17 protein-coding genes, 1 pseudogene and 1 riboswitch are annotated in these 22,798 nt (G+C 75.2%); of the genes and pseudogenes, 3 read left to right on the top strand and 15 right to left on the bottom strand.

Annotation, left to right across the window (positions count from 1 at the left end; genetic code table 11):
* Positions 1 to 229: 229 nt before the first annotated feature.
* From cobC to cobM, 6 genes are read right to left on the bottom strand one after another with little or no spacing between them, the layout of a single operon-like run.
* Positions 230 to 1,318, bottom strand: coding sequence for an Rv2231c family histidinol phosphate aminotransferase CobC (cobC, locus tag ACLGIH_RS26655; RefSeq protein ID WP_416527818.1), 1,089 nt, complete (start codon positions 1,316 to 1,318; stop codon positions 230 to 232).
* Positions 1,296 to 2,201: a sirohydrochlorin chelatase gene (locus tag ACLGIH_RS26660; RefSeq protein ID WP_416527819.1), complete on the bottom strand. Its 906-nt coding sequence runs from the start codon at positions 2,199 to 2,201 to the stop codon at positions 1,296 to 1,298. Before ACLGIH_RS26660 ends, cobC begins: the two co-directional genes overlap by 23 nt.
* Entirely contained in the window at positions 2,198 to 2,785 is a 588-nt protein-coding gene (locus ACLGIH_RS26665; protein WP_416527820.1) for a precorrin-8X methylmutase, read from the bottom strand. Before ACLGIH_RS26665 ends, ACLGIH_RS26660 begins: the two co-directional genes overlap by 4 nt.
* On the bottom strand, positions 2,782 to 4,506 hold the full coding sequence (cobJ, locus tag ACLGIH_RS26670; protein WP_416527821.1) for a precorrin-3B C(17)-methyltransferase: 1,725 nt from the start codon (positions 4,504 to 4,506) through the stop codon (positions 2,782 to 2,784). Before cobJ ends, ACLGIH_RS26665 begins: the two co-directional genes overlap by 4 nt.
* Positions 4,503 to 5,735 carry a precorrin-6y C5,15-methyltransferase (decarboxylating) subunit CbiE gene (gene cbiE, locus ACLGIH_RS26675; RefSeq protein ID WP_416527822.1) on the bottom strand — a complete coding sequence of 411 codons (1,233 nt, stop codon included), beginning with the start codon at positions 5,733 to 5,735 and terminating at the stop codon, positions 4,503 to 4,505. The genes cobJ and cbiE overlap by 4 nt, the downstream gene beginning before the upstream one ends.
* Positions 5,732 to 6,550 (bottom strand): precorrin-4 C(11)-methyltransferase, encoded by an 819-nt coding sequence (gene cobM, locus ACLGIH_RS26680; RefSeq protein WP_416527823.1) that lies wholly within the window; start codon positions 6,548 to 6,550, stop codon positions 5,732 to 5,734. Before cobM ends, cbiE begins: the two co-directional genes overlap by 4 nt.
* Before the next feature lie 113 nt (positions 6,551 to 6,663).
* Between cobM and ACLGIH_RS26685 the strand changes: the two are divergent.
* Positions 6,664 to 7,409 (top strand): annotated as a pseudogene (locus ACLGIH_RS26685) (ZIP family metal transporter).
* A gap of 53 nt (positions 7,410 to 7,462) precedes the next feature.
* Here the strand turns inward: ACLGIH_RS26685 and cobI are convergent.
* From cobI to ACLGIH_RS26730, 9 genes are all read right to left on the bottom strand, one after another.
* Positions 7,463 to 8,194, bottom strand: coding sequence for a precorrin-2 C(20)-methyltransferase (cobI, locus tag ACLGIH_RS26690; RefSeq protein WP_416527824.1), 732 nt, complete (start codon positions 8,192 to 8,194; stop codon positions 7,463 to 7,465).
* Positions 8,191 to 9,702, bottom strand: a complete 1,512-nt coding sequence (locus ACLGIH_RS26695; RefSeq protein ID WP_416527825.1) for a cobyrinic acid a,c-diamide synthase CobB — start codon at positions 9,700 to 9,702, stop codon at positions 8,191 to 8,193. The genes cobI and ACLGIH_RS26695 overlap by 4 nt, the downstream gene beginning before the upstream one ends.
* Complete coding sequence (gene cobO, locus ACLGIH_RS26700) at positions 9,702 to 10,310, bottom strand: cob(I)yrinic acid a,c-diamide adenosyltransferase (protein WP_416527826.1); 609 nt, start codon at positions 10,308 to 10,310, stop codon at positions 9,702 to 9,704. The genes ACLGIH_RS26695 and cobO overlap by 1 nt, the downstream gene beginning before the upstream one ends.
* Positions 10,310 to 12,316, bottom strand: coding sequence for a putative cobaltochelatase (locus ACLGIH_RS26705; protein ID WP_416527827.1), 2,007 nt, complete (start codon positions 12,314 to 12,316; stop codon positions 10,310 to 10,312). Before ACLGIH_RS26705 ends, cobO begins: the two co-directional genes overlap by 1 nt.
* Positions 12,313 to 15,975 (bottom strand): cobaltochelatase subunit CobN, encoded by a 3,663-nt coding sequence (gene cobN / locus ACLGIH_RS26710; RefSeq protein WP_416527828.1) that lies wholly within the window; start codon positions 15,973 to 15,975, stop codon positions 12,313 to 12,315. Before cobN ends, ACLGIH_RS26705 begins: the two co-directional genes overlap by 4 nt.
* Positions 15,972 to 17,504 carry a cobyric acid synthase gene (locus ACLGIH_RS26715; protein ID WP_416527829.1) on the bottom strand — a complete coding sequence of 511 codons (1,533 nt, stop codon included), beginning with the start codon at positions 17,502 to 17,504 and terminating at the stop codon, positions 15,972 to 15,974. Before ACLGIH_RS26715 ends, cobN begins: the two co-directional genes overlap by 4 nt.
* Positions 17,501 to 18,460, bottom strand: coding sequence for a cobalamin biosynthesis protein (locus ACLGIH_RS26720; RefSeq protein WP_416527830.1), 960 nt, complete (start codon positions 18,458 to 18,460; stop codon positions 17,501 to 17,503). Before ACLGIH_RS26720 ends, ACLGIH_RS26715 begins: the two co-directional genes overlap by 4 nt.
* A 100-nt stretch (positions 18,461 to 18,560) precedes the next feature.
* Positions 18,561 to 18,680: riboswitch (cobalamin riboswitch) on the bottom strand.
* Positions 18,681 to 18,828: 148 nt separating this feature from the next.
* Positions 18,829 to 19,050 (bottom strand): hypothetical protein, encoded by a 222-nt coding sequence (locus ACLGIH_RS26725; RefSeq protein WP_416527831.1) that lies wholly within the window; start codon positions 19,048 to 19,050, stop codon positions 18,829 to 18,831.
* A gap of 19 nt (positions 19,051 to 19,069) precedes the next feature.
* Positions 19,070 to 20,314, bottom strand: a complete 1,245-nt coding sequence (locus ACLGIH_RS26730; protein WP_416527832.1) for an inorganic phosphate transporter — start codon at positions 20,312 to 20,314, stop codon at positions 19,070 to 19,072.
* A 457-nt stretch (positions 20,315 to 20,771) separates the two neighbouring features.
* On the opposite strand from ACLGIH_RS26730, the gene ACLGIH_RS26735 reads away from it, so the two are divergent.
* Complete coding sequence (locus ACLGIH_RS26735) at positions 20,772 to 21,491, top strand: class II aldolase/adducin family protein (RefSeq protein WP_416527833.1); 720 nt, start codon at positions 20,772 to 20,774, stop codon at positions 21,489 to 21,491.
* Between the two features lie 169 nt (positions 21,492 to 21,660).
* Positions 21,661 to 22,788 (top strand): alpha/beta hydrolase family protein, encoded by a 1,128-nt coding sequence (locus tag ACLGIH_RS26740; protein ID WP_416527834.1) that lies wholly within the window; start codon positions 21,661 to 21,663, stop codon positions 22,786 to 22,788.
* The last annotated feature ends 10 nt before the right edge of the window (positions 22,789 to 22,798 follow it).

A 22,798-nucleotide genomic window follows, 5' to 3' on the forward strand; every position in this document is an offset into this window, starting at 1 on the left:
CAGACGGCCAGCGCAGCCACAAGGGACGGCACCATCGCCACGCGGACAGCCGCACCAGCGCCCCCGTGGAACGCGCTGATCAGGCGAACCGCCTACATGCGTCCGAGAGGGGGTGGCGCTGAGGTGGGAGGCTCCTTCGCACCGCATCCGCCCCGTCGGCGACGACGGTCGAGCCACCCCACCAAGCGTGCGGCCCTCATCGGCGAGGGCGACGTGATCGGCCAGGCCGTCATGTGCGAGGCGGAGGTGTCAGCGCCCGTTCCAGCGCCCGCAGGAAGCCGTCCGTCGTGTCCCGGTCCCGCACCGCCAGCCGCAGCCAGTCCTCGCCGAGCCCCGGGAACGTGTCCCCGCGCCGGACCGCGTAGCCGAGGCCGCGCAGCCGGTGGCGTACGGCCGCGGCGTCCGGCAGCCGGACCAGGACGAAGGGGCCCTCCGCGGGTTCCGCGACCCGCAGTCCCGCCGGGGCGAGCCCGCGCAGTCCGGCGACGAGATGGGCGCGGTCGGCGGCGACGCGGTGGGCTGCGTGCCCGGCCTCCGCGAGCGCCCGCGGGGTCACGCACGCCTCGGCCGCCGCGAGCGCGGGCGTGGACACCGGCCACAGCGGCTGGGCCCGCTGGAGTTCCGCGACGGTCTCCGGCGCCGCCAGCACGTAGCCGATGCGCAGCCCGGCCAGTCCCCAGGTCTTGGTCAGGCTGCGCAGCACGACGAGGCCAGGCACGTCCGTGTGCCCGGCCAGCGCCTCCCGCTCGCCCGGCACGGCGTCCATGAACGCCTCGTCCACGACCAGCGTCCGCCCGGGACGGGCCAGTCGGCGGAGCGTGGCCGCCGGGTGCAGCACCGACGTCGGGTTGGTCGGATTGCCGACCACCACCAGGTCGGCGCCTTCGGGCACCGCCGCCGGGTCGAGCCGGAAGCCGTCCCCGGCCCGCAGCAGCACCCGGTCCACGCTGTAGCCCGCGTCCCGCAGCGCCGCCTCCGGCTCGGTGAACTGGGGGTGGACGACGACCGGCCGGCGCACCTTCAGCGCCCGCGCCAGCAGCACGAACGCCTCCGCCGCGCCCGCCGTCAGCAGCACCCGCTCCGCCGGCAGCCCGTGCCGCGCCGCCACCGCCGCCCGCGCGGCCCGGCCGTCCGGGTAGGCCGCCAGCGAGCTGAGCGAGGCGGCGATGTGCTCGCGCAGCCACGGCGGCGGGGTGTCCGCGCGGACGTTCACCGCGAGGTCCACCAGCGCCGCGCCGTCGTCGCGGACCTCGGCGTCCCCGTGGTGCCGCAGGTCGGGCCCGGCCGCCCCGGGCTCAGTGGGCGTGGGAGTGGACATGACCGTGTCCGTGATGGTGGTGGCCGTCGTCGTCGGGGTGGAAGTGCGGCTGCTGCGGCAGCCCCACCTTGTCCTCGAAGCCCGGCAGCGCGACCCGGTACACGCAGGAATCGCAGTTCATCCGCAGATCGCCCCCGACGGCCTCCTCGTACCGCTCCCACACCAGGTCCAGCAGCTCCTGCTCGGGCCCGATGACGTCCGCCGAGCGCACCTCCGCCTCCGGGTGCGCGGCGGCCCACTCCCCGGTCTGCTTCCGCACCCGGTCCGGCAGGATGCCGGTGAACAGGAAGTACGGCAGGACCACGATCCGCCGTGCCCCCAGCTTCAGGCACCTCTCCAGGCCGCCCGGCACGTCCGGCTTCGCCAGCGACACGAACGCCGTCTCCACACCGGCGTACCCGCGCCCCTCCCACAGCAGCCGCGCCGCCTTGAACACCTCCGCGTTGGCGTCCGGGTCCGTCGAGCCGCGCCCGACCAGCAGCACGGTCACCTCGGAGCGGTCCCAGGAGGGGTCGGCCGCCTCGTCCAGCCGCCGCTCCAGCACGCTCAGCAGCGCCGGGTGCGGGCCCAGCGGACGGCCGTAGGCGTACGAGATCCCGGGGTGGCGCTCCTTCTCGCGGGCCAGCGCGGCCGGGATGTCGCCCTTGGCGTGCCCGGCGGACACCAGCATCAGCGGCACCGCGGCGAACCGGCGTACGCCCCGCTCCACCAGCTCGGTGACCGCCTCGCCCAGCGGCGGCGGGGACAGCTCGATGAAGCCGCCGGCGACGGGCAGTTCGGGGTGGCGGCGGCCCAGTTCCCGTACGAAGTCGCGGAACGCCTCGGCTCCGGCCTCGTCCCGGGTGCCGTGGCCGGCGATGAGCAGGGCGGGCGGCGTGGTCACAGTTTCTCCTCGGCAGAAGCGGTGTGGTACAGCAGGGCGTTGAGCGCGGCGGCGGCGACCGCCGACCCGCCCTTCTCGGACACGTTGCTCACGGCGGGCAGCCCGCTCTCGCGCAACGCGGCCTTGGACTCGGCGGCGCCGACGAAACCGACGGGCAGCCCGATGACGAGCGCCGGATCGGCGCCCAGGGTCAGCAGCTCCTCCAGCGCGGTGGGCGCACAGCCGATCACCCACAGCGCCCCGGGGCCGACCTGTTCGTACGCCAGCCGCATCGCGTGCGCCGAACGTGTCAGGCCGGGACCGGACTCGGCGTCCTTCAGCCGGCAGACGGTCTCCCGCCGGGTGATCCCGGCCGCGACCATCTCCACGTCGGCCACGACGGGCGCCCCGGCGTGTAGCGCGGCATGCGCCCGCACCAGCTCGGCCTCGTCCATCACCAGGTCGGTGGCGTACTCCAGGTCGGCGGCGGAGTGGATGACGCGCTCCACCACCGCCCGGGTCAGCGGCGGGAAGTGCGAGGTGTCCAGGCGGGCGCGCAGCCGCCGGAAGGACTCCTGCTCGATGGGGTGGACGACGCGGTTCACTTCGGCTCCTCCGGTCCCGCGGCGGAGCCGCTCGTCGATGCGGCCTGCCAGCGGTAGCCGCGCGGGGTCACCATCCGCCCCGCGATCTCACGGGTGGCGGTGTTGCCCACCGTCACCACGGTCATCATGTCGACCGTGGCCGGGTCGAGTTCCGCCAGCGTGGTCAGCCGGCTGGACTCGTCGGCGCGGGAGGCGTTGCGCACGATCCCGACCGGCGTGGCCGGCTCCCGGTGCCCGGCCAGGACGGCCAGGGCCTTGGGCAGCTGCCAGTCGCGGCCCCGGCTGCGCGGGTTGTAGAACGTCACCACGAGGTCGGCCTCGGCCGACGCCCGCACCCGCCGCTCGATGACCTCCCACGGCGTGTGCAGGTCGGACAGGCTGATGGAGACGTGGTCGTGGCCGAGCGGCGCCCCCAGGATCGCCCCGGCCGCCAGCGCCGCCGTCACGCCCGGCACCCCGACCACGTCGATGTCGTCGGAGGCCTCGGCGAGCGCGGGAGACGCCATGGCGTACACGCCCGCGTCCCCGCTGCCGATCAGCGCGACGGCCTGCCCGCGCCGGGCCTCCTCGACGGCCGTCCGGGCCCGCTCCTCCTCGGCGCCGAGCCCCGACTGGAGGACCCGGGTGCCGGGCCGCAGCAGGTCGCGGATCTGGTCGACGTACTGGTCGAGCCCGACCAGCACGGACGCCCGCCGCAGCTCCGCCGTCGCGCGCGGCGTGAGCAGGTCCCGGGCGCCCGGCCCGAGCCCGACCACCGCGAGCCGGCCACGCCCCGGCCGCCGTACGACGGCGCAGGTCGCCATGGCGGGCCGGCCGTCCGGGCGCCGCGACTTGCGCTTGGGCACCAGCAGTTCGCCCCCGCCGGCCAGCGCCGCGGCCTCGGCGACGGACGGCGTGCCGACGGCGGCCAGCGGCGCGTCGGACGGGTTGGGCACGGCGACCCCCGCCAGCCGTTCGGCGGAGTACGTCACCACGGGCACGCCGAGCCGCTCGGCCGCCGCGAGAACGCCCGGCTCCTCCGCCTTGGCGTCCACCGTGGCCAGTTCGGCGACGGACGCGGCGGCCAGGCCGGCGTCCCGCAGGGCGGCCTCGACCAGAGCGAGCACCTCGTCGGCCGGGACACCCCGGGAGGCGCCGACGCCCACCACGAGCGACGGCGGGCGCAGCACGACCTCCCGCTCGGCGCACTCGGTCAGACGGTCCGTCAGACGGATCGTGTACCGGCCCTCGGCGGCCAGTGGCAGCGGCGGCAGCGGCCAGGGCACCTCGGCCGCGAGCGCCACCGGCTCCCCGTCCAGCAGCGCCCGCGACACCCCGGCGACATCGCCCTCGACGGGCAGTCCGAGGGTGTCCAGGCCGGGCAGGCCGGCCGCATCGGTCGCGGTGGTGACCACCGGCTCGGCGCCCAGCACCTCGCCCACCTCGCGGGCCAGCTCATTGGCCCCGCCGCCGTGCCCGCCGAGCAGCGACACGGCGAACCGCCCGCCCTCGTCGACGCACACCACACCGGGGTCGGTCCGCTTGTCCGCCAGCAGCGGGGCCACCAGCCGGACCACGGCTCCCGTGGCCAGGAAGCACACGAGCCGGTCGCACTCGGCGAAGGCGGTCCGCACGGCGTCCGCCACGGGGCCGTCGTACACGCGCGTCCGGTCCGGCCACGCCGCGGCCAGCCGGTCCCGCGCCACCGCTCCCGCCGCGGTGGCGGAAATGAGGCCGATCACTGGGCTACTCCTTCGGTACGGGCGTGAGGTCTGACGCCCCACAGCAGGAAGACGGGATTGGTCGCCGCGAGCCGGGTCACGTCCCCGGGCAGCGGCGCGAGCCGGGAGGATTGGAGCAGCACGCCGTCGCACTCCAGCCCGGCGTCCAGCAGCGCCCGGCGGGCGGCCGGCACCCGGTCGAGGGCGGCCAGCGCCACGACCACGGCCCGCCGCGCGCGCCGCGCGCACGCCGCGACCACGGCGGGCAGCTCGCGCCCACCGCCGCCGACGAACACGGCGTCGGGGTCGTCGAGGCCGGACAGCGCCGAGGGCGCCGTCCCGTGCACCACCCGCAGGTCGACGCCGTGCGCGGCGGCGTTGGCGCGGATCCGCCGCACGCCGTCGAGCGTCTTCTCGACCGCGGTGACGGCGGCGCCCAGCCGCGCGCACTCCACGGCCACCGACCCCGAGCCCGCGCCGACGTCCCACACCAGGTCGCCCGGCCGGGGCCCGAGCCGGGCCAGTGCCAGCGCCCGCACCTCGAATTTGGTGATCATCGAGTCGCGGTGGGCGAACGCGGCCTCGTCCAGCGCCCACCGGCCGGGCCCGGCCGGCGTCCCCGCGACCGTGCGCACCGGGCCCAGCGCCCGCGCCTCGTCCAGGCACAGCACCACGCTCACCGCCGGTCCCCAGTCCCGGGCGGCGGCCTCGGCGGGCGTCACCCGCTCCACCCGCTCGTCCGCGGAACCCAGCGCGGAGGCCACGACGAGCACCCGGGCGTCCGCCCCGAGCGCGGCCCCCAGCTCCGCCGGCCCCGCGCCCGGCCCGGTCAGCACGGCGACCTTGGGGTGGGACCGGCACAGGTTCACCGCCGTGCGCAGGTCCCGCCCGTGCGCGCTGGCGACCACGGCGTCGTCCCAGGGCAGCCCGGCCCGCGCGAACGCGGCGGCGACGGAGGACACGCCCGGCCGGACGTCCAGCCGCTCCGGTCCGAACCGCTCGGCCAGCACCCGCACGATCCCGAAGAACCCCGGGTCGCCGGAGGCCAGCACGACCACCGGCCGCCCCTCGGCCGCATAGCCCTCGATGGTGTCGAGCGCGGGCGCGAGCGGCCCCAGCACGACCCGCTCGGCCCCGTCCGGCAGCCGCACGGCGTCCAGGTGCCGCCGGCCGCCCACCACCAGTTCGGCACCGGCGAGGACGTCGTCGGCGGGCGCCGCCCCCGTCCCCGTACCGACCACGGTGATCACGTGTTCGCACCCCGTTCACGCAGCGCCCGGCGGGCCTGCGGGTCGGCCCTGCGGTAGCCGTGGAAGTGGCCCGGGTGGTACAGGTGCGAGCGGGTGCCGTGCGCGTCCAGGGCCGGCCCGACCAGGAACAGCGTGTGCTTCCACAGCTTGTGCTCCTTGACCGTCTCCTCCAGCGTGCCGATCGTGCACTTCACGACCAGTTCCTCCGGCCAGGTCGCCTGGTACGCGACGACGACCGGGGTGGTGGTGGGGTAGCCGCCCTCCAGCAGCTCGCGCACCAGCTGGCCGCTGCGGGCGGCCGACAGGAAGACCGCCATGGTCGTCCCGTGCTTCGCGAACTCCCGGACCTCCTCGCCGGGAGGCATCGGCGTCTTGCCGCCGCCCAGCCGGGTCAGCACGACGGACTGCGCGACCTCCGGGACGGTCAGCTCCCGCTGCGCCAGCGCCGCGACCGCCGAGAAGGCGGACACGCCGGGCACCACCTCGGTGGCGATACCGATCTCCGCGCACCGGTCGAGCTGCTCCTGCGTCCCGCCCCACAGCGCCGGGTCGCCGGAGTGGATGCGCGCGACCTTCAGCCCGCTCTCCCGGGCGCGGCGGTAGACGGCCACCACGTCCTCCAGCGACATGGTCGCCGAGTCCAGCACCTCCGCGTCCTCACGCGCGTGCTGGAGGACCTCCGCCTGGACCAGGCTGGCCGCCCAGATCACGACGTCGGCCTCGGCGATGGCGCGCGCGGCACGGAACGTCAGCAGATCGGCGGCGCCGGGGCCGGCACCGACGAAGGTCACCTTGCCGGCGGGGGCGTCGGCCATGGGAATCGGTCCTTTCTCGCAGGGGCGGTCCCTGCGGGGCGGTCGGGGTGGGTCGGGTCGGTCAGCGGCTGTCACGCGTGCGCGGGCCGGTGCGGATCGGATACGAAGGGCACATGGCGGTCTTCGTCGCGCTCGGCGCGTTCCTGATGACGCTGGCCGGCGGCTGGACGGCACACCGCGTGACCGACCGCCGCCATCTGGTGCTGGGCCTGGCCGGCGGGCTGATGCTCGGGGTCGTGGGCCTGGAGCTGCTGCCGGAGTCCCTGGAGGCGGCCGGCACCGAGGTGCACGGCGTACCGGCGGCCCTGCTGCTCTTCGTCGGCGGCTTCCTGCTCGCTCATCTGGTGGAACGTCTGCTCGCCCACCGGCAGGCCGCGCACGGCGCGGCGGAGAGCGGTCCGACGGCTCTGCCGTCGGACCGCACCCCGAGGTCGGCCTCACCGCCGCCGCCGCGATGGTCGGGCACAGCGCGATGGACGGCGTGGCCATCGGGGCGGCCTTCCAGGTGGGCGGCGGCATGGGCGCCGCCGTCGCGGTCGCCGTGATCGCGCACGACTTCGCGGACGGCTTCAACACGTACACGCTGACGAGGGTGTACGGAAACGCCCGACGCCGCGCGCTCACGATGCTGTTCGCGGACGCGGTGGCGCCGGTGGCGGGCGCGGCCTCCACCCTCCTGGTGACGATTCCGGAGCCCCTGCTCGGCGGCTATCTCGGACTGTTCGGCGGAGCGCTGCTCTACCTCGCGGCGGCCGAGATCCTGCCCGAGGCCCACCACGCGCACCCGGCCCGTTCGACGCTGCTGTGCACGATCGGGGGAGTGCTGTTCATCTGGCTCGTGGTGGGCGCCGCGCACTGACCGCGGCTCCCGCACCGACCGCGGCTCCCGCACCGGCCACGGTCCGGTACGGCTCACAGCTTGCCGCCCCGGCCGCCGTCGCGCCGGGCGGGCGCGATCAGCGTCGACAGGTACGGCAGCGGGCCCCCGGCCAGCTCGGCGGCCGGCCGGACCGACTCCTCCGGCAGCCCGAGCGCCGACCCCCACACCGCGCCGTCCAGCCGCCCGGACTCCCGCAGCGCCTCGGCGACCTCGGCGGCCTGCCGGCCGAACTTGTAGGCGACGACCGTGCCCGGCCCGTGCAGCGCGTCCTTGAGCGCGGCGGCCCCGGCGGTGACCGGCACCAGCGTCAGCGGCTCCGTACCCTCGGTCAGCACGGCCCCGGAGCGCGCCGCGAGGTCCTGCATGGCGGTGATGCCCGGCACGGTCTCCACGGCGGTCCCCGGCACCAGCGCGGCGACGGTCTGCGCCAGGTAGGTGAACGTCGAGTACACGTTGGGATCACCGATGGTGGCGAAGGCGACGTACCCGTGGGCCCGCAGCAGCCCGGCCACCCGCTCGCCGGCCGCGTCCCAGGCGGCCTCGCGCCGCGCCCGGTCGGTGCGCTCGTTGAGGGCGAACACCACCCGCACGACCTTCTCCTCGGGCACGTAGTGCAGCACGGTCGCCTCGGCCCGCCCGCGCTCGCCGCTGTCCATGACGGGCACCACGACGACGTCGGCGGCCCGCAGCGCGTTGACCCCCTTGACGGTGACCAGCTCGGGGTCCCCCGGCCCGACCCCCACTCCGACCAGCCTGCTGCTCATGACGTCCGGCACCTCTCCACGAACCGACGGGCGACACCGGGCTCGGCCGCCCAGTGCGTGTGCAGATAGCTCGCGTGCACACCGCGCTGTACAAAACCTTCGACGCGCCGCTCGGGCGCCCGCACACCCCACGCGGGCGCGGCCCCGGCCCCCGGCTCCACCACGGTCCGGTGGAACTCGTGCCCCCGCAGCCGCGTCCCGGCGACGGCCAGCGCGCTGTCGGTCACGGCCACGGCGTCCCGGTACCCGAGCGTGAGCCGCTCCGACATCCGCGCGGAGGCGTCCAGCACCCCGCACATCGGCAGCCCGTCCAGCTCCCGGCACAGGTACAGCAGCCCGGCGCACTCGGCGGCGACCGGAGCGCCGGACTCGGCGAGTTCGCGGACGGCCCTGCGCAGCGGTTCGTTGGCGGACAGCTCACCGGCGTAGACCTCGGGGAAGCCCCCGCCGATCACCAGTCCGCCCGTCCCCTCGGGCAGCCCCTCGTCCCGCAGCGGATCCACGACGACCACCTCGGCCCCGGCGGCGGCGAGCAACTCGGCGTGCTCGGCATAGGAGAACGTGAACGCGGCCCCACCGGCGACGGCGACCCGCTTCAGCCCGTCCGGCCCTTGAGGACAAGGCCGCTCAGGCTGAACCGAGGGCCTGGGGGCCGAGCCCCCGGGGCCGGGAGCGGGAAGGGGCGGCGGGGGCGAGCAAACCGGGGAGAGCGAAACCGGGGAGACAGGGGAGACCGGGGAAATTGGGGAGACCGGGGAGACGGGGGAATCCAGTGCCGCACCGGCGTCCCAGGCCGCGCAGTCCAGCCCCCCGGCGCTCCGCGCCAGCCCCACCAGCGCCTCCACGTCACACCCGGCGGCGACCTGCGCGGCCATCGCCGCGACGGCCTCGACCGCCTGCGCCCGCCGCTCGGCGACCGGCACCAGCCCCAGATGCCGCGACGGCGTGTCCACCTGCGGCACCCGCCGCAGCACCCCCAGCACCGGCACCCCGGCGGAGTCCAGCGCCTCCCGCAGCAGCGCCTCGTGCCGATCGGAGGCGACCTTGTTGAGGACCACGCCCCCGACCCGCACCTCCGGGTCCCAGGACGCGAACCCGTGCACCAGCGCCGCCACCGACCGCGACTGCGACGACGCGTCGACGACCAGCACCACCGGCGCCCGCAGCAGCTTGGCGACATGAGCGGTGGACGCCAGTTCCCCTTCCCCCGCGGCCCCGTCGTACAGCCCCATCACACCCTCGACGACGGCGATGTCACAGCCGCGCGCCCCGTGCAGGAACAGCGGAGCCACCAGCTCCGGCCCGCACAGGTACGCGTCGAGGTTCCGCCCCACGCGCCCGGTGGCGAGCGCGTGGTACCCGGGGTCGATGTAGTCCGGCCCGACCTTGTGCGGGGACACGGCCAGCCCGCGCCCCGCCAGGGCGGCCATCAGCCCCGTGGCGACGGTGGTCTTGCCGCTGCCCGAGGAGGGCGCGGCGATCACCAGCCGGGGGACGGACGAGGACATCACCACTCGATGCCCCTCTGCCCCTTCTGCCCGGCGTCCATGGGGTGCTTCACCTTGGACATGTCGGTCACCAGGTCGGCGAAGCCGACCAGCTTCTCGGGCGCGTTCCGCCCCGTGATCACGACATGCTGGGTCCCCGGCCGGTCCCGCAGCACGGAGACGACCTCGTCCGTGTCCACCCACCCCCAGTGCATCGGGTAGGCGAACTCGTCCAGCACGTACAGCCGGTACGTCTCGCTCGCCAGGTCACGCTTGACCTGCTCCCAGCCCTCCCGGGCCTTCTCCTCGTTGCTGACGTTGTCCCCCTGGAGGTCGCGCTGCACCCAGGACCAGCCCTCGCCCATCTTGTGCCAGTCGACGGTGCCGCCCTCGCCGGAGGCGCCGAGCACGCGCAGCGCGTTCTCCTCGCCGACCTTCCACTTCGCCGACTTGACGAACTGGAACACCCCGATCGGCCACCCCTGGTTCCAGGCGCGCAGCGCCAGCCCGAACGCGGCGGTCGACTTGCCCTTGCCGATGCCGGTGTGCACGACGACCAGCGGCCGGTTGCGCCGCTGCCGTGTCGTCAGACCGTCGTCGGGTACGACCGTCGGCTTCCCCTGCGGCATTACGCGGCCCTCCTGTTGCCCTGAACGTCCTTCACCAGACCGGCGATCGAGTCCGCCCGCAGCTCGTCGAGCGTCACCGCCGTACCGCCCAGCCCGGCCGCGAGCTTCCCCGCGAGCCCCAGCCGCACCGGTCCCGCCTCGCAGTCCACGACCACCGACGCGACCCCCTCGGCCGCGAACAGTCCCGCCGCCCGCGCGGCCAGCCTCACCGGCTCCGGGCCGCCGGTCGCCCGCCCGTCCGTCACCACCACGACCAGCGGCCGGCGCGCCGGGTCCCGCAGCCGTTCCACGCGCAGCACCTCGTGCGCCCTCAGCAGCCCGGCCGCCAGCGGCGTCCGCCCGCCCGTCGGCAGCGACTCCAGCCGCGCGGCGGCGGCGTCGACGGACGACGTCGGCGGCAGCGCCACGTCGGCCGCCGACCCGCGGAAGGTCACCAGCCCGACCTTGTCCCGCCGCTGGTAGGCGTCGAGCAGCAGCGACAGCACGGCACCCTTCACGGCACTCATCCGCTGCCGCGCGGCCATCGAGCCGGAGGCGTCCACGACGAACAGCACGAGGTTGCCCTCGCGGCCCTCCCGCGTCGCCTGCCGCAGATCGTCCCGGCGCACCACCAGCCCCGGCCCGCTGCGCCCGCGCGAGCGCTGGTGCGGGGCCGCCGCCTGCACGGTCGCCGCCAGGTGCAGCCTGGTCAGCGCACCCCGCGGCCGCCGGGCCCCGGTCGTCCGCCCGTGCTCGGTCCGCGCCCGCGACCGCCGCCCGGCCGTGCCCTCCCCGATGCCGGGCACGCTCAGCACCTTGGCGCGGAACGGCTCCGCGGCCCGTGCGGCGGACTGCTCGCCCGCGCCGGAAGCCCGCGGCTCACCGCCCTCACCGGCCTCGGGCCGCGCGGCGGTGTCACCGTCCTGCGGGCCGGCGTCGGGGGACGGCTGCCCACCGCCCCCACCGCCGCCGCCGGGACCGTCCGGGCCCGGGTCGGGATCGTCGTCCCCGGAGGTCTCCTGTTGGCCGGCGAGGGTCTCGTCGAGCTTGTCCTCGTCCAGCCCCGGCGCGTCGAACGGATTGCGCCGCCGCCGGTGGGGGAGTGCCAGCAGCGCCGCCTGGCGCACGTCCTCGGCGAGCACGTCGGTCCGTCCCGCCCAGGCCGCCAGCGCGGTCGCCGTGCGCGCCATCACGATGTCGGCCCGCATCCCGTCCACCTCGAAGGCGGCACAGGTCGCCGCGATCTGCCGCAGCGCCCCGTCGCCGAGGCGCACCGACGGCAGCAGCTCCCGCGCCGCCACGATCCGCGCCCGCACGGCGGCCTCCTCCTCGGCCCAGCGCGCCGCGAAACCGGCCGGATCGTCGTCGTACGCAAGCCGTCGCCGCACCACCTCCACGCGCTGATCGGGCTCCCGGGAGGCCGCGACCTCCACCGTCAGCCCGAACCGGTCCAGCAGCTGCGGCCGCAGCTCGCCCTCCTCGGGGTTCATGGTGCCGACCAGCAGGAACCGGGCGGCGTGGCGTACGGAGACGCCCTCCCGCTCCACGTACGAGGCGCCCATCGCCGCGGCGTCCAGCAGCAGGTCGACCAGGTGGTCGTGGAGGAGGTTGACCTCGTCCACGTAGAGGATCCCGCGGTGCGCGTCGGCGAGCAGGCCCGGCTCGAAGGCCTTCACGCCCTCCGCGAGCGCCCGCTCGATGTCCAGGGCGCCGACCAGCCGGTCCTCGGAGGCGCCGACGGGCAGCTCGACCATCCGCGCCGGGCGTTCGACTCCCGCGCCCGGCTCGTGCGGTCCGTCCGGGCACCCCGGATCGGGTGCCTGCGGGTCACAGGAGAAACGGCAGCCGGGGACCACGGCGACCTCGGGCAGCAGCGCCGACAGCGCCCGCACCGCCGTGGACTTCGCGGTGCCCTTCTCGCCGCGCACCAGCACACCGCCGACCGCCGGGGACACGGCGTTCAGCAGCAGCGCCAGGCGCAGGTCGTCCTGGCCGACGACGGCCGTGAACGGAAACGGGGTGGTCACTGGTCGTCACCCTCCAAGTCGCCCTCCAGCTCCAGGTAGGTGGCGCGCAGCCGCTCCAGCGTCTCGGCGTCCGGTTCGGCCCACAGGCCGCGGTCGGCGGCCTCCAGCAGCCGTTCGGTGATGCCGCGCAGCGCCCACGGGTTGGACTTCTTCATGAAGTCCCGGTTCTCCGGGGCGAAGACGTACTCCGCGCTGAGTTTCTCGTACATCCAGTCGTCGACGACCCCCGCGGTGGCGTCGTACCCGAACAGGTAGTCCACCGTCGCCGCCATCTCGAAGGCGCCCTTGTAACCGTGCCGCCGCATCGCCGCCATCCAGCGCGGGTTGACCACCCGGGCGCGGAAGACGCGGTGCGTCTCCTCGCCCAGCGTGCGGGTCTTGACCTGGTCGGGAGTGGCCGAGTCACCCACGTACGCCTCGGGGCTCTCACCCGTCAGGTGCCGCACCATCGCCACCATGCCGCCGTGGTACTGGAAGTAGTCGTCGGCGTCCACGAGGTCGTGCTCGCGGGTGTCGACGTTCTTCGCGGCGACGGCGATCCGCTTGAACGCCGTCTCCATGTCGCCGCGCGCCGCCCGCCCGTCCAGCCCGCGCCCGTAGGCGTAGCCGCCCCAGACGGCGTAGACCTCGGCCAGGTCCGCGTCCGACCGCCAGTTCCGGGCGTCGATCAGCGGCAGCAGGCCGGCCCCGTACGCCCCCGGCTTGGAGCCGAAGATCCGGGCCGTGGCCCGGCGCCGGTCGCCGTGCTCGGCGGTGTCCGCGTCGGCGTGCGCCCGTACGTGGTTGGACTCGGCGGGCTCGTCCAGCTCGGCCACCGTCCGCACCGCGTCGTCGATCAGCGCGACGACGTGCGGGAACGCGTCCCGGAAGAAGCCGGAGATGCGCACGGTCACGTCGATGCGCGGCCGGCCCAGCTCCTCGAGGGGCACCACCTCGAAGCCCGTCACCCGGCGCGAGGCGTCGTCCCACACCGGACGGCAGCCCAGCAGCGCCAGGATCTCGGCGATGTCGTCGCCCTGGGTGCGCATGGCGGACGTGCCCCACACCGTCAGGCCGACGGACTCCGGATACTCGCCGGTGTCGTTCAGGTACCGCTGCACCAGGGAGTCCGCCAGCGACTGGCCGACCTCCCAGCTCAGCCGGGACGGGATCGCCTTGGGGTCGACGGAGTAGAAGTTCCGGCCGGTCGGCAGCACGTTCACCAGGCCGCGCGTCGGCGAACCCGACGGCCCGGCCGGGACGTAACCGCCGTCCAGCGCCCGCAGGATGTGCCCGATCTCGTCCGTGGTCCGGGCCAGCCGCGGCACGACCTCGGTGCACGCGAACTCCAGCACCGCGACGGCCTCCGGAAGTTCGGTGCCGAGCACCTCCCGGACCAGCGGGCGGCTCTCCGCGACCGCCCAGTCACGCTCCTCCATGCCCTCCGCGATCCGCCGGCACAGCTGCTCCAGCAGGTCGATCGCGTCGGCGCCGGTCCGGGACGGCCCCGCCACCAGGTCGGTCAGCTCGACCGGCACCTTCACCGGTGCGCCCGGCTCGGCCAGCAACTCCTTCTCCACCAGGCCGAAGTGCCCCGCCAGCGACGCCCTGAGGCCCGGCAGCGCGTTCGCCTGCCCGCCCCACACCTGAGAGGCGCGCAGCACGGCCAGCACCAGGTTGACGCGCGGCTCACCGACCGGGCCGCCGCCCAGGACATGCAGGCCGTCGCGGATCTGCACGTCCTTGATCTCGCACAGGTAGCCGTCGATGTGCATGACGAACTCGTCGAACTCGTCGTCGTCCGGCTGCTCGTCGACGTGCAGGTCGTGGTGCAGCTCGGCCGCCTTGACCAGCGTCCAGATCTGCGCGCGCACGGCCGGCGCCTTGGCCGGGTCCAGGTCGGAGACGAGCGCGTACTCGTCGAGCAGCTGCTCCAGCTTGGCCAGGTCGCCGTAGGTGTCGGCCCGCGCCATCGGCGGTACGAGGTGATCGACCACGGTCGCGTGCCCGCGCCGCTTGGCCTGGGTGCCCTCGCCGGGGTCGTTGACGATGAACGGGTAGATCAGCGGCAGCTCGCCGAGCACGGCGTCCGGCGCGCACCCGGCGCTCAGCCCCAGCCCCTTGCCCGGCAGCCACTCCATCGTGCCGTGCTTGCCCATGTGCACGACGGCGTCGGCGCCGAAGCTGTTCTCCAGCCAGCGGTAGGCCGCCAGGTAGTGGTGGGACGGCGGCATGTCGGGGTCGTGGTAGATCGCGATCGGGTTCTCCCCGAAGCCGCGCGGCGGCTGGATCATCACGACGACGTTCCCGAACCGCAGCGAGGCGAGCACGATGTCGTCCCCGTCGACGTACAGCGAGCCCGGCGGCTCGCCCCACGCCTCCAGCATGGCTTCCCTGAGTTCCGGATCGAGCCCGTCGAACCACTCCCGGTAGTCGGCCAGCGGCACCCGCGCGGGCGCCGCCGCCAACTGGTCCTCCGTCAGCCACTCCACGTCGTGGCCGCCGGCCTCGATGAGCCGGTGGATCAGCTCGTCGCCGCCGGAGGGGTACTCGGTGAGGGAGTACCCGGCGTCCCGCAGCGCGTCCAGGACCCGGACGGCCGACGCCGGGGTGTCCAGGCCGACCGCGTTGCCGACGCGGGAGTGCTTGGTCGGGTACGCCGTGAAGACCAGCGCCAGCTTCTTGTCCGCGTTCGGCTTGTGCCTGAGCGCCGCGTGCCGCACGGCGATCCCGGCGACGCGCGCGGCCCGCTCGGGGTCGGCGACGTAGACCGGGACGTCGGCGCCGCCCTCGCCGGCCTGCTCCTTGAAGGAGAACGGCACCGTGATCAACCGGCCGTCGAACTCCGGGATCGCCACCTGCATCGCCGCGTCCATGGGGGAGAGGGCGGCGTCCGACTCCTCCCAGGCCGCCCGCGAGGAGGTCAGGCAGAGCCCCTGCAGCACCGGGACGTCCAGGTCCGCAAGCGCCCCGATGTCCCAGGCCTCCTCGTCACCGCCCGCCGACGCCTGCGAGGCGTGCGTGCCGCCGGCCGCCAGAACGGTGGCGACCAGGGCGTCGGCCCGGCCCAGGATCTCGTACAGCTCCGGGTCGGCGCCGCGCAGCGAACCGCAGTACACCGGCAGCGCGTTGGCGCCGCGCGCCTCGATCGCGTCGCACAGCGTGTCGACGAAGGCGGTGTTGCCGCTCAGCTCGTGCGCACGGTAGAAGAGCACGCCCACGGTCGGGCGGCCCGCCACCCGGGCGCGCTCCCCGCGTACGCCGTACTCGGGCATCTTGCGGGGCTCGTCGAAGCCCTCGCCGGTCAGCAGCACGGTGTCGGACAGGAACCGGGCCAGCTGCGTGAGGTTGGCGGGCCCGCCCTCGACCAGGTAGCGCAGCGCCTCCGCCACCACACCGGCCGGCACCGACGACTCGGCCATCAGCTCCGCGTCCGGCACGGCCTCGCCGCCCAGCAGCACGGTCGGGATGCCGGACGCCTTCAGCGCGGCGAGCCCGTCCTCCCAGGCCCGCTTGCCGCCCAGCAGCCGTACGACGGCGATGTCGGCGCCCTGGACCAGGCCCGGCAGCTCCTCCCGGACGTCCACCCGGGTCGGGTTGCCGATCCGGTACGCGGCCTCGGAGGCTCGTGCCGCCAGCAGATCCGTGTCGGCGGTCGACAACAACAACACTGTGCTCATGCGGGCGCTCCCGGTGGAATGAAGGGCAGTCCTTGTGGCGCGCCGGACTCGATGAGCCGCCACAGCGCGTCCGTGTCCGCGTGCTGTTCGATCAGGTCGCCGAGCCGGTCGAGCTGCTGCTCGCGCAGCGCGGCGAAGCAGGTGTCGGGGGCCGGCACGAAGCGGCGGCCCGCGGCGGCGGCCACCTCGCGCAGGAACGCCCGCCGGAATCCGTCCGACTCCAGCGAGCCGTGCCAGTGCGTGCCCCAGGTCTGGCCGACCCGGCAGCCGTCCAGGCTGCGTCCACCGCCATCGGAGATGAACGCTTCGCCACCGAGGACCTCGGCGACCCCGTGGTGGATCTCGTAGCCCTCGACCTGCTCGCCGAGGGCCTCGCCCGCGGGCCGGGTGAGGGTCTTCTCGCGGGCGAACCGCACCCGCACGGGCAGGACGCCGAGCCCGTCGACGTGGCCCCGGCGGCTCTCGACGTCGTCCTCGATGTGCTCGCCGAGGAGCTGGAAGCCGCCGCAGACGCCGAGCAGGGGCCGCTGCTCGGCGGCCCTGCGGACGAGGGCGTCCGCCAGGCCCCGCTCCCGCAGCCACTCCAGCGCCCGGACCGTCCCGCGTGTCCCCGGCACGACCACCAGATCGGCGTCGGCCAGCTCCTCCGGCCGGTCCACGAACCGCACCACGACGCCCGGCTCGGCGGCCAGCGCGTCCACGTCCGTGAAGTTGGACATCAGCGGGACCGCGCAGACGGCGACCCGCAGCACGTCCTCGCCGAGCGGCGGCGCGACGACCGACTCCCGCACCGTCCCCCGCAGGGAGATCCGCAGCCCGTCCTCCTCGTCGATGCCGAGCCCGTGCCGGAAGGGCAGGACGCCGTACGTCCGCCGCCCGGTGAGGTTCCGGAGCATGTCGAGGCCCGGCTCCAGCAGCGACACGTCGCCCCGGAACTTGTTGACGAGGAACCCGGCGACCAGGGCCTGGTCCTCGGGCGCCAGCAGTGCCACCGTGCCGAAGAAGGACGCGAACACACCCCCGCGGTCGATGTCGCCGACGACGAGGACGGGGAGCCCGGCCCCCCGGGCGATCCCCATGTTCACGATGTCGGTCCGGCGCAGGTTGATCTCCGCCGGACTGCCCGCCCCCTCACAGATCACCGCGTCATACGTGCCCCGCAGCTCGGCGAGGCAGTCCAGCACGGTGCCGAGCAGCTTCTGCTGCCGCCCGCCGTGGTAGCCGCGCGCGCTCAGCTCCCCGACCGGCTTGCCGAGCAGCACCACCTGGCTGCTCCGCTCGCCGCCCGGCTTGAGCAGCACCGGGTTCATCAGCGCGGTCGGCTCCACGCGGCAGGCCTGGGCCTGCATGGCCTGCGCCCGGCCGATCTCCGCGCCCTCGCGGGTGACGAAGGAGTTGAGCGACATGTTCTGCGCCTTGAAGGGCGCCACCTTCACGCCCTGCCGCACCAGCCAGCGGCAGATACCGGCCGTGACGACGCTCTTGCCGGCGTCGGAGGTGGTGCCGGCGACCAGGAGCCCACCGTTCATGACGTCCGTCCTTTCGTGACCACCCGGCGTGCCAGCAGCCGCGCGCCGGCGCACACGCCGAGCGCCAGCCAGCCCACGCGCCGGGAGAGCCGTACGGCCCGGTCGATGTCGTCGGCCCGGACGGCGCGTCCCGCCGCCCCGTTGAGCACGGGCCGGTGCTCCACCCGGCCGCCGTAGGAGAGCGTCCCGCCCAGCCGCACGCCCAGGGCACCCGCGAACGCGGCCTCCACGGGACCGGCGTTGGGGCTCGGATGCCCGTCCGCGTCGGCGCGCCAGGCCCGGACGGCGCCGCGCGGATCGCCGCCGGCCACGGTGGCCAGGGCGGCGGTGAGCCGGGCGCCCGGCCAGCCGGCCAGGTCGTCGAGGCGGGCGGAGGCCCAGCCGTAGCGGCGGTACCGGGAGGACTTGTGGCCGACCATGGCGTCGAGGGTGTTCACGGCCCGGAAGCCCAGCAGGCCCGGCACGCCGCCGACGGCGCCCCACACCAGCGCGCCGACCACCGCGTCGGAGGTGTTCTCGGCGACGGACTCGACGACGGCCCGGGCGATCCCGTCGGCGTCCAGCGCCTGTGGATCCCGGCCGCACAGGTGCGGCAGCCGCGCCCGGGCGGCCTCGACGTCCCCGGACCGCAGCGCGCGCCCGATCGCACCGGCCTCGCGGGCGAGCGAGGTCCCACCGACGACGGCCCAGGTGGCGGCGCCGGTCAGCGCGACGGAGGCGGCGGGGGAGGTGCGGACGGCCCGTGCGGCGGCGGCCCCGAGGGCGACGGCGCCACCGGCGCACACGGCCGTGTGCAGCGCGCCCCAGCCGCGGTGGTCGCGCCACAGCACCCGTTCCACGGCACCGGCGGCCCGCCCGAACGCGGCGACCGGGTGCCCGCGGCGCGGATCGCCGAGGACCAGGTCGCCGAGCAGGCCGGCGGCGGCGCCGTACGCGAAGACGCGTTCGGCCCGCATCGGTTCAGCCGAGCGTGCGGAAGGGCGAAGTGTCGCGGGTGTTCCTCGGTCGGCAGCAGCCGTGCATGGCGATTGTCCTCACTCAGGGTGTCCGCGCCCTGGTTCGACGAAATCGGCGGTGAGAGTTCCTGGCTCCCGGGGGACGAGCCCCCGGTGACAGTGGCGGGACCGCGCCGGATTCGCACCGGCTTCCTCTCCTGCCGCCGTATTGGCTCGGGAAGTCCACCACGGCCCGCGAACACCCGTCAACTTGCCGTTGACCTGCGAGGGGGGAGTGTGCGGAGCCCCACACCCGGGAGGTGTGCGCGGGCACGCGAAAGGGGTGCGGGACGGTGCTGTCCGTCCCGCACCCCTCCCGGTGCCCTGGGTCAGGCGACGATCAGATAGATGCCGTACGCCACCGCCGCCGCGCACGCCGCGAAGCAGGCGTAGGCGCCGGTGACGGCGAGGGCCGCGCCGCCGCCCTGCTCCGCGGCCCGCTCCTTGCGGGCGAGGCCGGCGATGCCGAGGACGAACAGGCCCACCAGGGCCACGGTGGTCACGAGACTGACCCCGAAGACGGAGCCGAGGGCTGCCCAGTCGATCTTCATGGTGCTTACTCCTGCGGGCTCAGACGGTGGTGGTCGACGGGGTCTTGGCGTCGCGGACGTCGCCCTGGGCCGGGACGGTGGCCACCAGCTCCTCGGCGGCGGACGTGGGCGGCGGGGTCACGGCGGCCACGGCCTGGGTCACCACACCGGTCTGCGCGGGCTCGTGGTCGTTGACGTTGGTGTGGTCGACCACCTCGCGCCGGGAGATCTTCCAGATCGCGGCGCTGGAGACGACGAGGAAGACCGCGACGGCCGCCGTGCCCCAGTCGCCGAAGCCGGTGACCCACTCCGCGACGGCGGCGACCAGGGCCGCGGCCGGCAGCGTCAGGCCCCAGGCGACGAACATCCGGGTGGCCGTGGACCAGCGGACCACACCGCCCTTGCGGCCGAGACCCGAGCCCATCACCGCGCCGGAGACGGAGTGCGTGGTGGAGAGGGAGAAGCCGAGGTGGGAGGAGGCCAGGATGACCGTGGCCGCGCTGGTCTGGGCGGCGAAGCCCTGCTGCGGCTGGAGGTCGGTCAGGCCCTTGCCCATGGTGCGGATGATCCGCCAGCCGCCGAGGTAGGTGCCGAGCGCGATGGCGATGCCCGCGGAGAGGATGACCCACATGGGCGGGTCCGAGTCGGGGGCGAGGGCGCCACCGGTGACCAGGGCCAGGGTGATGACACCCATCGTCTTCTGGGCGTCGTTGGTGCCGTGGGCCAGCGAGACCAGGCCCGCGGAGGCGATCTGCCCGGCGCGGTAGCCCTTCTGGGCCGCCTGCGTGCCGTCGGACTTCTTGCCCAGCTTGTACGTCAGCCGGGCGCCGAGCATCGCCGCGAGGCCCGCGACCAGCGGGGCGGCGATCGCCGGGATCAGGACCTTGGTGACGAGCACGTCGCCGTTGACCGCGCCGATGCCGGCCGAGGCGACGGCGGCACCGATGAGACCGCCCATGAGGGCGTGCGAGGAGCTGGACGGGAGCCCGACCAGCCAGGTCAGCAGATTCCAGAGGATCGCGCCGACCAGTGCGGCGAAGATGACCTCGGGACGGATGCCGGTCTCGTCGACGAGACCCTTGGAGATGGTGTTGGCGACCTCCACCGAGAGGAAGGCGCCCACCAGGTTGAGGACGGCGGACATGGCCACCGCGACCTTGGGCCTCATGGCGCCCGTGGAAATGGTCGTGGCCATCGCGTTCGCGGTGTCGTGGAAACCGTTCGTGAAATCGAACGCGAGTGCGGTTACCACCACAATCGCGAGGATCAGCGAGAAGCTTTCCATTTACCCAGGCAATCGTTCGAGGTCGTTGGCGCGTCGAACGTAGGTAACGTGGGTGAACGGAAGATGAACTGGGCGGGGCTTCACGGTGTCCGGAAGCGGGGTCGCCGCTACCGCGCGGCCCGCCCCCGGCCCGTAGGGCCGCCCGCGTCCGCCTGATTCCGGCCGTTACCGGGGGTCAGCCGCCCGGGCGGACGCTTTCAGCCGAACCGGGGACCCGTCGAGGAGACGTTGGTCACCCGGCAGGGTGCAGCCGTCGGGACACGTCGCCCGTCGGGGGGACTCGTCGCCGGCCTGAGAGCCGACGGAGTGCCAGGTCACGCCCCTTTCCGGCGGCCGGCTCCGGCCTCCGGCAGCCCGCCCGGCGGCGCTCCGGCGGGCGCGCCTGGCAGGATCGCCGCGAGGCCGGTCGACGGCGGGGCGACGGGGGCGCGCGAGCGCCCTGGAGGAGGTGCCGGTGGTGACGGAGGCACGCGGCGGGCGGGCGGGCGAGAACGCGCGGGAAGACGCTCGCGAGAACGCGCGGGAGGGCGTCTGCGAGGAGGAGGCGCAGGCCTGGGAGGCGCTGGTGGCGACGGCCCGGCGCACGGTGGCCGACGGTCTGGTGGTCGGCACGTCCGGCAACGTCTCGGTGCGGGTCGGGGACACCGTCCTGGTCACGCCCTCGGGTGTGCCCTACGACCGGCTGACGCCGGACGACGTGACCGGCGTCGGCCTCGACGGGCGGCAGGTGCGCGGGACGCTGGTGCCCACCAGCGAACTGCCCATGCACCTCGCCGTGTACCGCAGCACCGGGGCCCGCGCGGTCGTCCACACCCACGCGGTGCACGCGACCGCCGTCTCGACCCTCGTCCGGGAGCTGCCGCTCGTCCACTACATGGCCGCCGCGCTCGGCGGACCCGTCCGCGTCGCCCCGTACGCGACGTACGGCACCGGTGAACTGGCCGAGCACATGCTCCGAGCCCTCGCCGACCGCTCCGGCTGCCTCCTTCGGAACCACGGCACCATCACCTACGGCGCCACCCTCGACCAGGCCTACGACCGCACCGCCCAACTCGAGTGGATGTGCCGCCTGTGGCTGACCGCCTCCTCGGTCCCGGGCCTGACACCGTCCCTGCTGACCGAGTCCCAGCTGGCGGAGGTGAGCGAACGCCTGCGGGGGTACGGGCAGCCGGGCTGAGCGGGCCGCCCCCGCGCCGTGCTTCCGCGCCGCGCCCCTGCGCCGGCCCCCTCCATCGCCCCGTACCGCTGCCCTGTCCCGCGCCGTGCCCCCTCCGTGCCCCCGTCCCCGTCACTCCGCCCCCGCCCCCCACTGGCCGGAGGCGGGGTCCACCTGGACACTGGAGGGCGTGCGCACTGTCACCGCGACGGCCGCCGCCGTCACCGCAGCCCTGGCAGCCGGCGCAGCGAGCGTCGCCGCCGGCCGTCTCGCCGGCGACGCCGCGCTCAAGGCGCCGCCCGGCCGGCCCCTGCCCACCGAACCCCGGCTCACCGTGCACGGCACCGCGGCCGGGCAGATCACGCTCACCCGGGACCTGGCCGCACTGCGGCCCGGCCGGTACGGCCTCGCCGCCGACGGCACCCACGCGGTCGTCGGCCCGGTCCTGCCCACCGCGTCGCACCCCGCCGACACCGTCGTACGCCGCCTCGAAGCCGTCACCCACGGCACCCTGCGGGCCGGCGACAAGGCGTGGCTCACCCCGAACCTGTACGTCGGCGACCCCGGTACGGCCCTCGGTCTGGACCACACCGACGTCGAGGTCCCCGGCGAACTCGGCGCCCTCCCGGCCTGGTTCCTGCCCGGAGCCCGCGGCACCTGGGTGATCGCCGTGCACGGCCTGGGCGGCACCCGCGAACACGCCATGAACCTCATGGCCCTGCTGAGCCGCATGCACTTCCCGGTTCTCGCCCTCGCCTACCGAGGCGACGTCGGCGCACCCCGGTCGCCCGACCGGCTCCACCACTTCGGCGAGACCGAGTGGCGGGACCTGGACGCGGCCATCCGCTACGCCCTCGGCCACGGAGCCCGCCGGGTCGTCCTGCTCGGCTGGTCCACCGGCGCCACCATGGCGCTGCGCGCCGCCACCCGCTCCGGCGTGCGCGACAGCATCTCCGGACTCGTCCTGGACTCCCCGGTGCTCAACTGGGAGGCGACCCTGCGCGCCCTGGCCGCGGCCCGCCGCACCCCCGGCGCGCTGATGCCGCTGGCCGTCCGCGCCGCCCAGGGCCGCACGGGCCTGGCCGCCGACCGCGCCGGCACCGCCGCCGAGCACGACAGCCTCGGCGTCCCGGCCCTGCTCTTCCACGGACCGGGCGACACGGTGGCGCCCTGGCTGTACTCCCGCCGGTTCGCCGACGCCCACCCCCGGCTGGTCGCGCTCCACACCGTGGAGCACGCCCCGCACGCGGCCATGTGGAACGCCGGTCCGGACACCTACGAGGAGTCGCTGCGCCGCTTCCTCACCCCGCTGATGTAGTCCGGTGCGG

The sequence above is a fragment of the Streptomyces hamibioticus genome (assembly GCF_047946815.1).
Classification (GTDB): Bacteria; Actinomycetota; Actinomycetes; order Streptomycetales; family Streptomycetaceae; genus Streptomyces.

Excerpts from the sequence above, each read along its gene's own strand:
- cobC (WP_416527818.1), bottom strand. The coding sequence starts at position 1,318 with ATGTCCACTCCCACGCCCACTGAGCCCGGGGCGGCCGGGCCCGACCTG.
- cobM (WP_416527823.1), bottom strand. The coding sequence starts at position 6,550 with ATGGCCGACGCCCCCGCCGGCAAGGTGACCTTCGTCGGTGCCGGCCCC.
- cobI (WP_416527824.1), bottom strand. The coding sequence starts at position 8,194 with ATGAGCAGCAGGCTGGTCGGAGTGGGGGTCGGGCCGGGGGACCCCGAG.
- ACLGIH_RS26695 (WP_416527825.1), bottom strand. The coding sequence starts at position 9,702 with ATGTCCTCGTCCGTCCCCCGGCTGGTGATCGCCGCGCCCTCCTCGGGC.
- cobO (WP_416527826.1), bottom strand. The coding sequence starts at position 10,310 with ATGCCGCAGGGGAAGCCGACGGTCGTACCCGACGACGGTCTGACGACA.
- cobN (WP_416527828.1), bottom strand. The coding sequence starts at position 15,975 with ATGAGCACAGTGTTGTTGTTGTCGACCGCCGACACGGATCTGCTGGCG.
- ACLGIH_RS26715 (WP_416527829.1), bottom strand. The coding sequence starts at position 17,504 with ATGAACGGTGGGCTCCTGGTCGCCGGCACCACCTCCGACGCCGGCAAG.
- ACLGIH_RS26720 (WP_416527830.1), bottom strand. The coding sequence starts at position 18,460 with ATGCGGGCCGAACGCGTCTTCGCGTACGGCGCCGCCGCCGGCCTGCTC.
- ACLGIH_RS26725 (WP_416527831.1), bottom strand. The coding sequence starts at position 19,050 with ATGAAGATCGACTGGGCAGCCCTCGGCTCCGTCTTCGGGGTCAGTCTC.
- ACLGIH_RS26730 (WP_416527832.1), bottom strand. The coding sequence starts at position 20,314 with ATGGAAAGCTTCTCGCTGATCCTCGCGATTGTGGTGGTAACCGCACTC.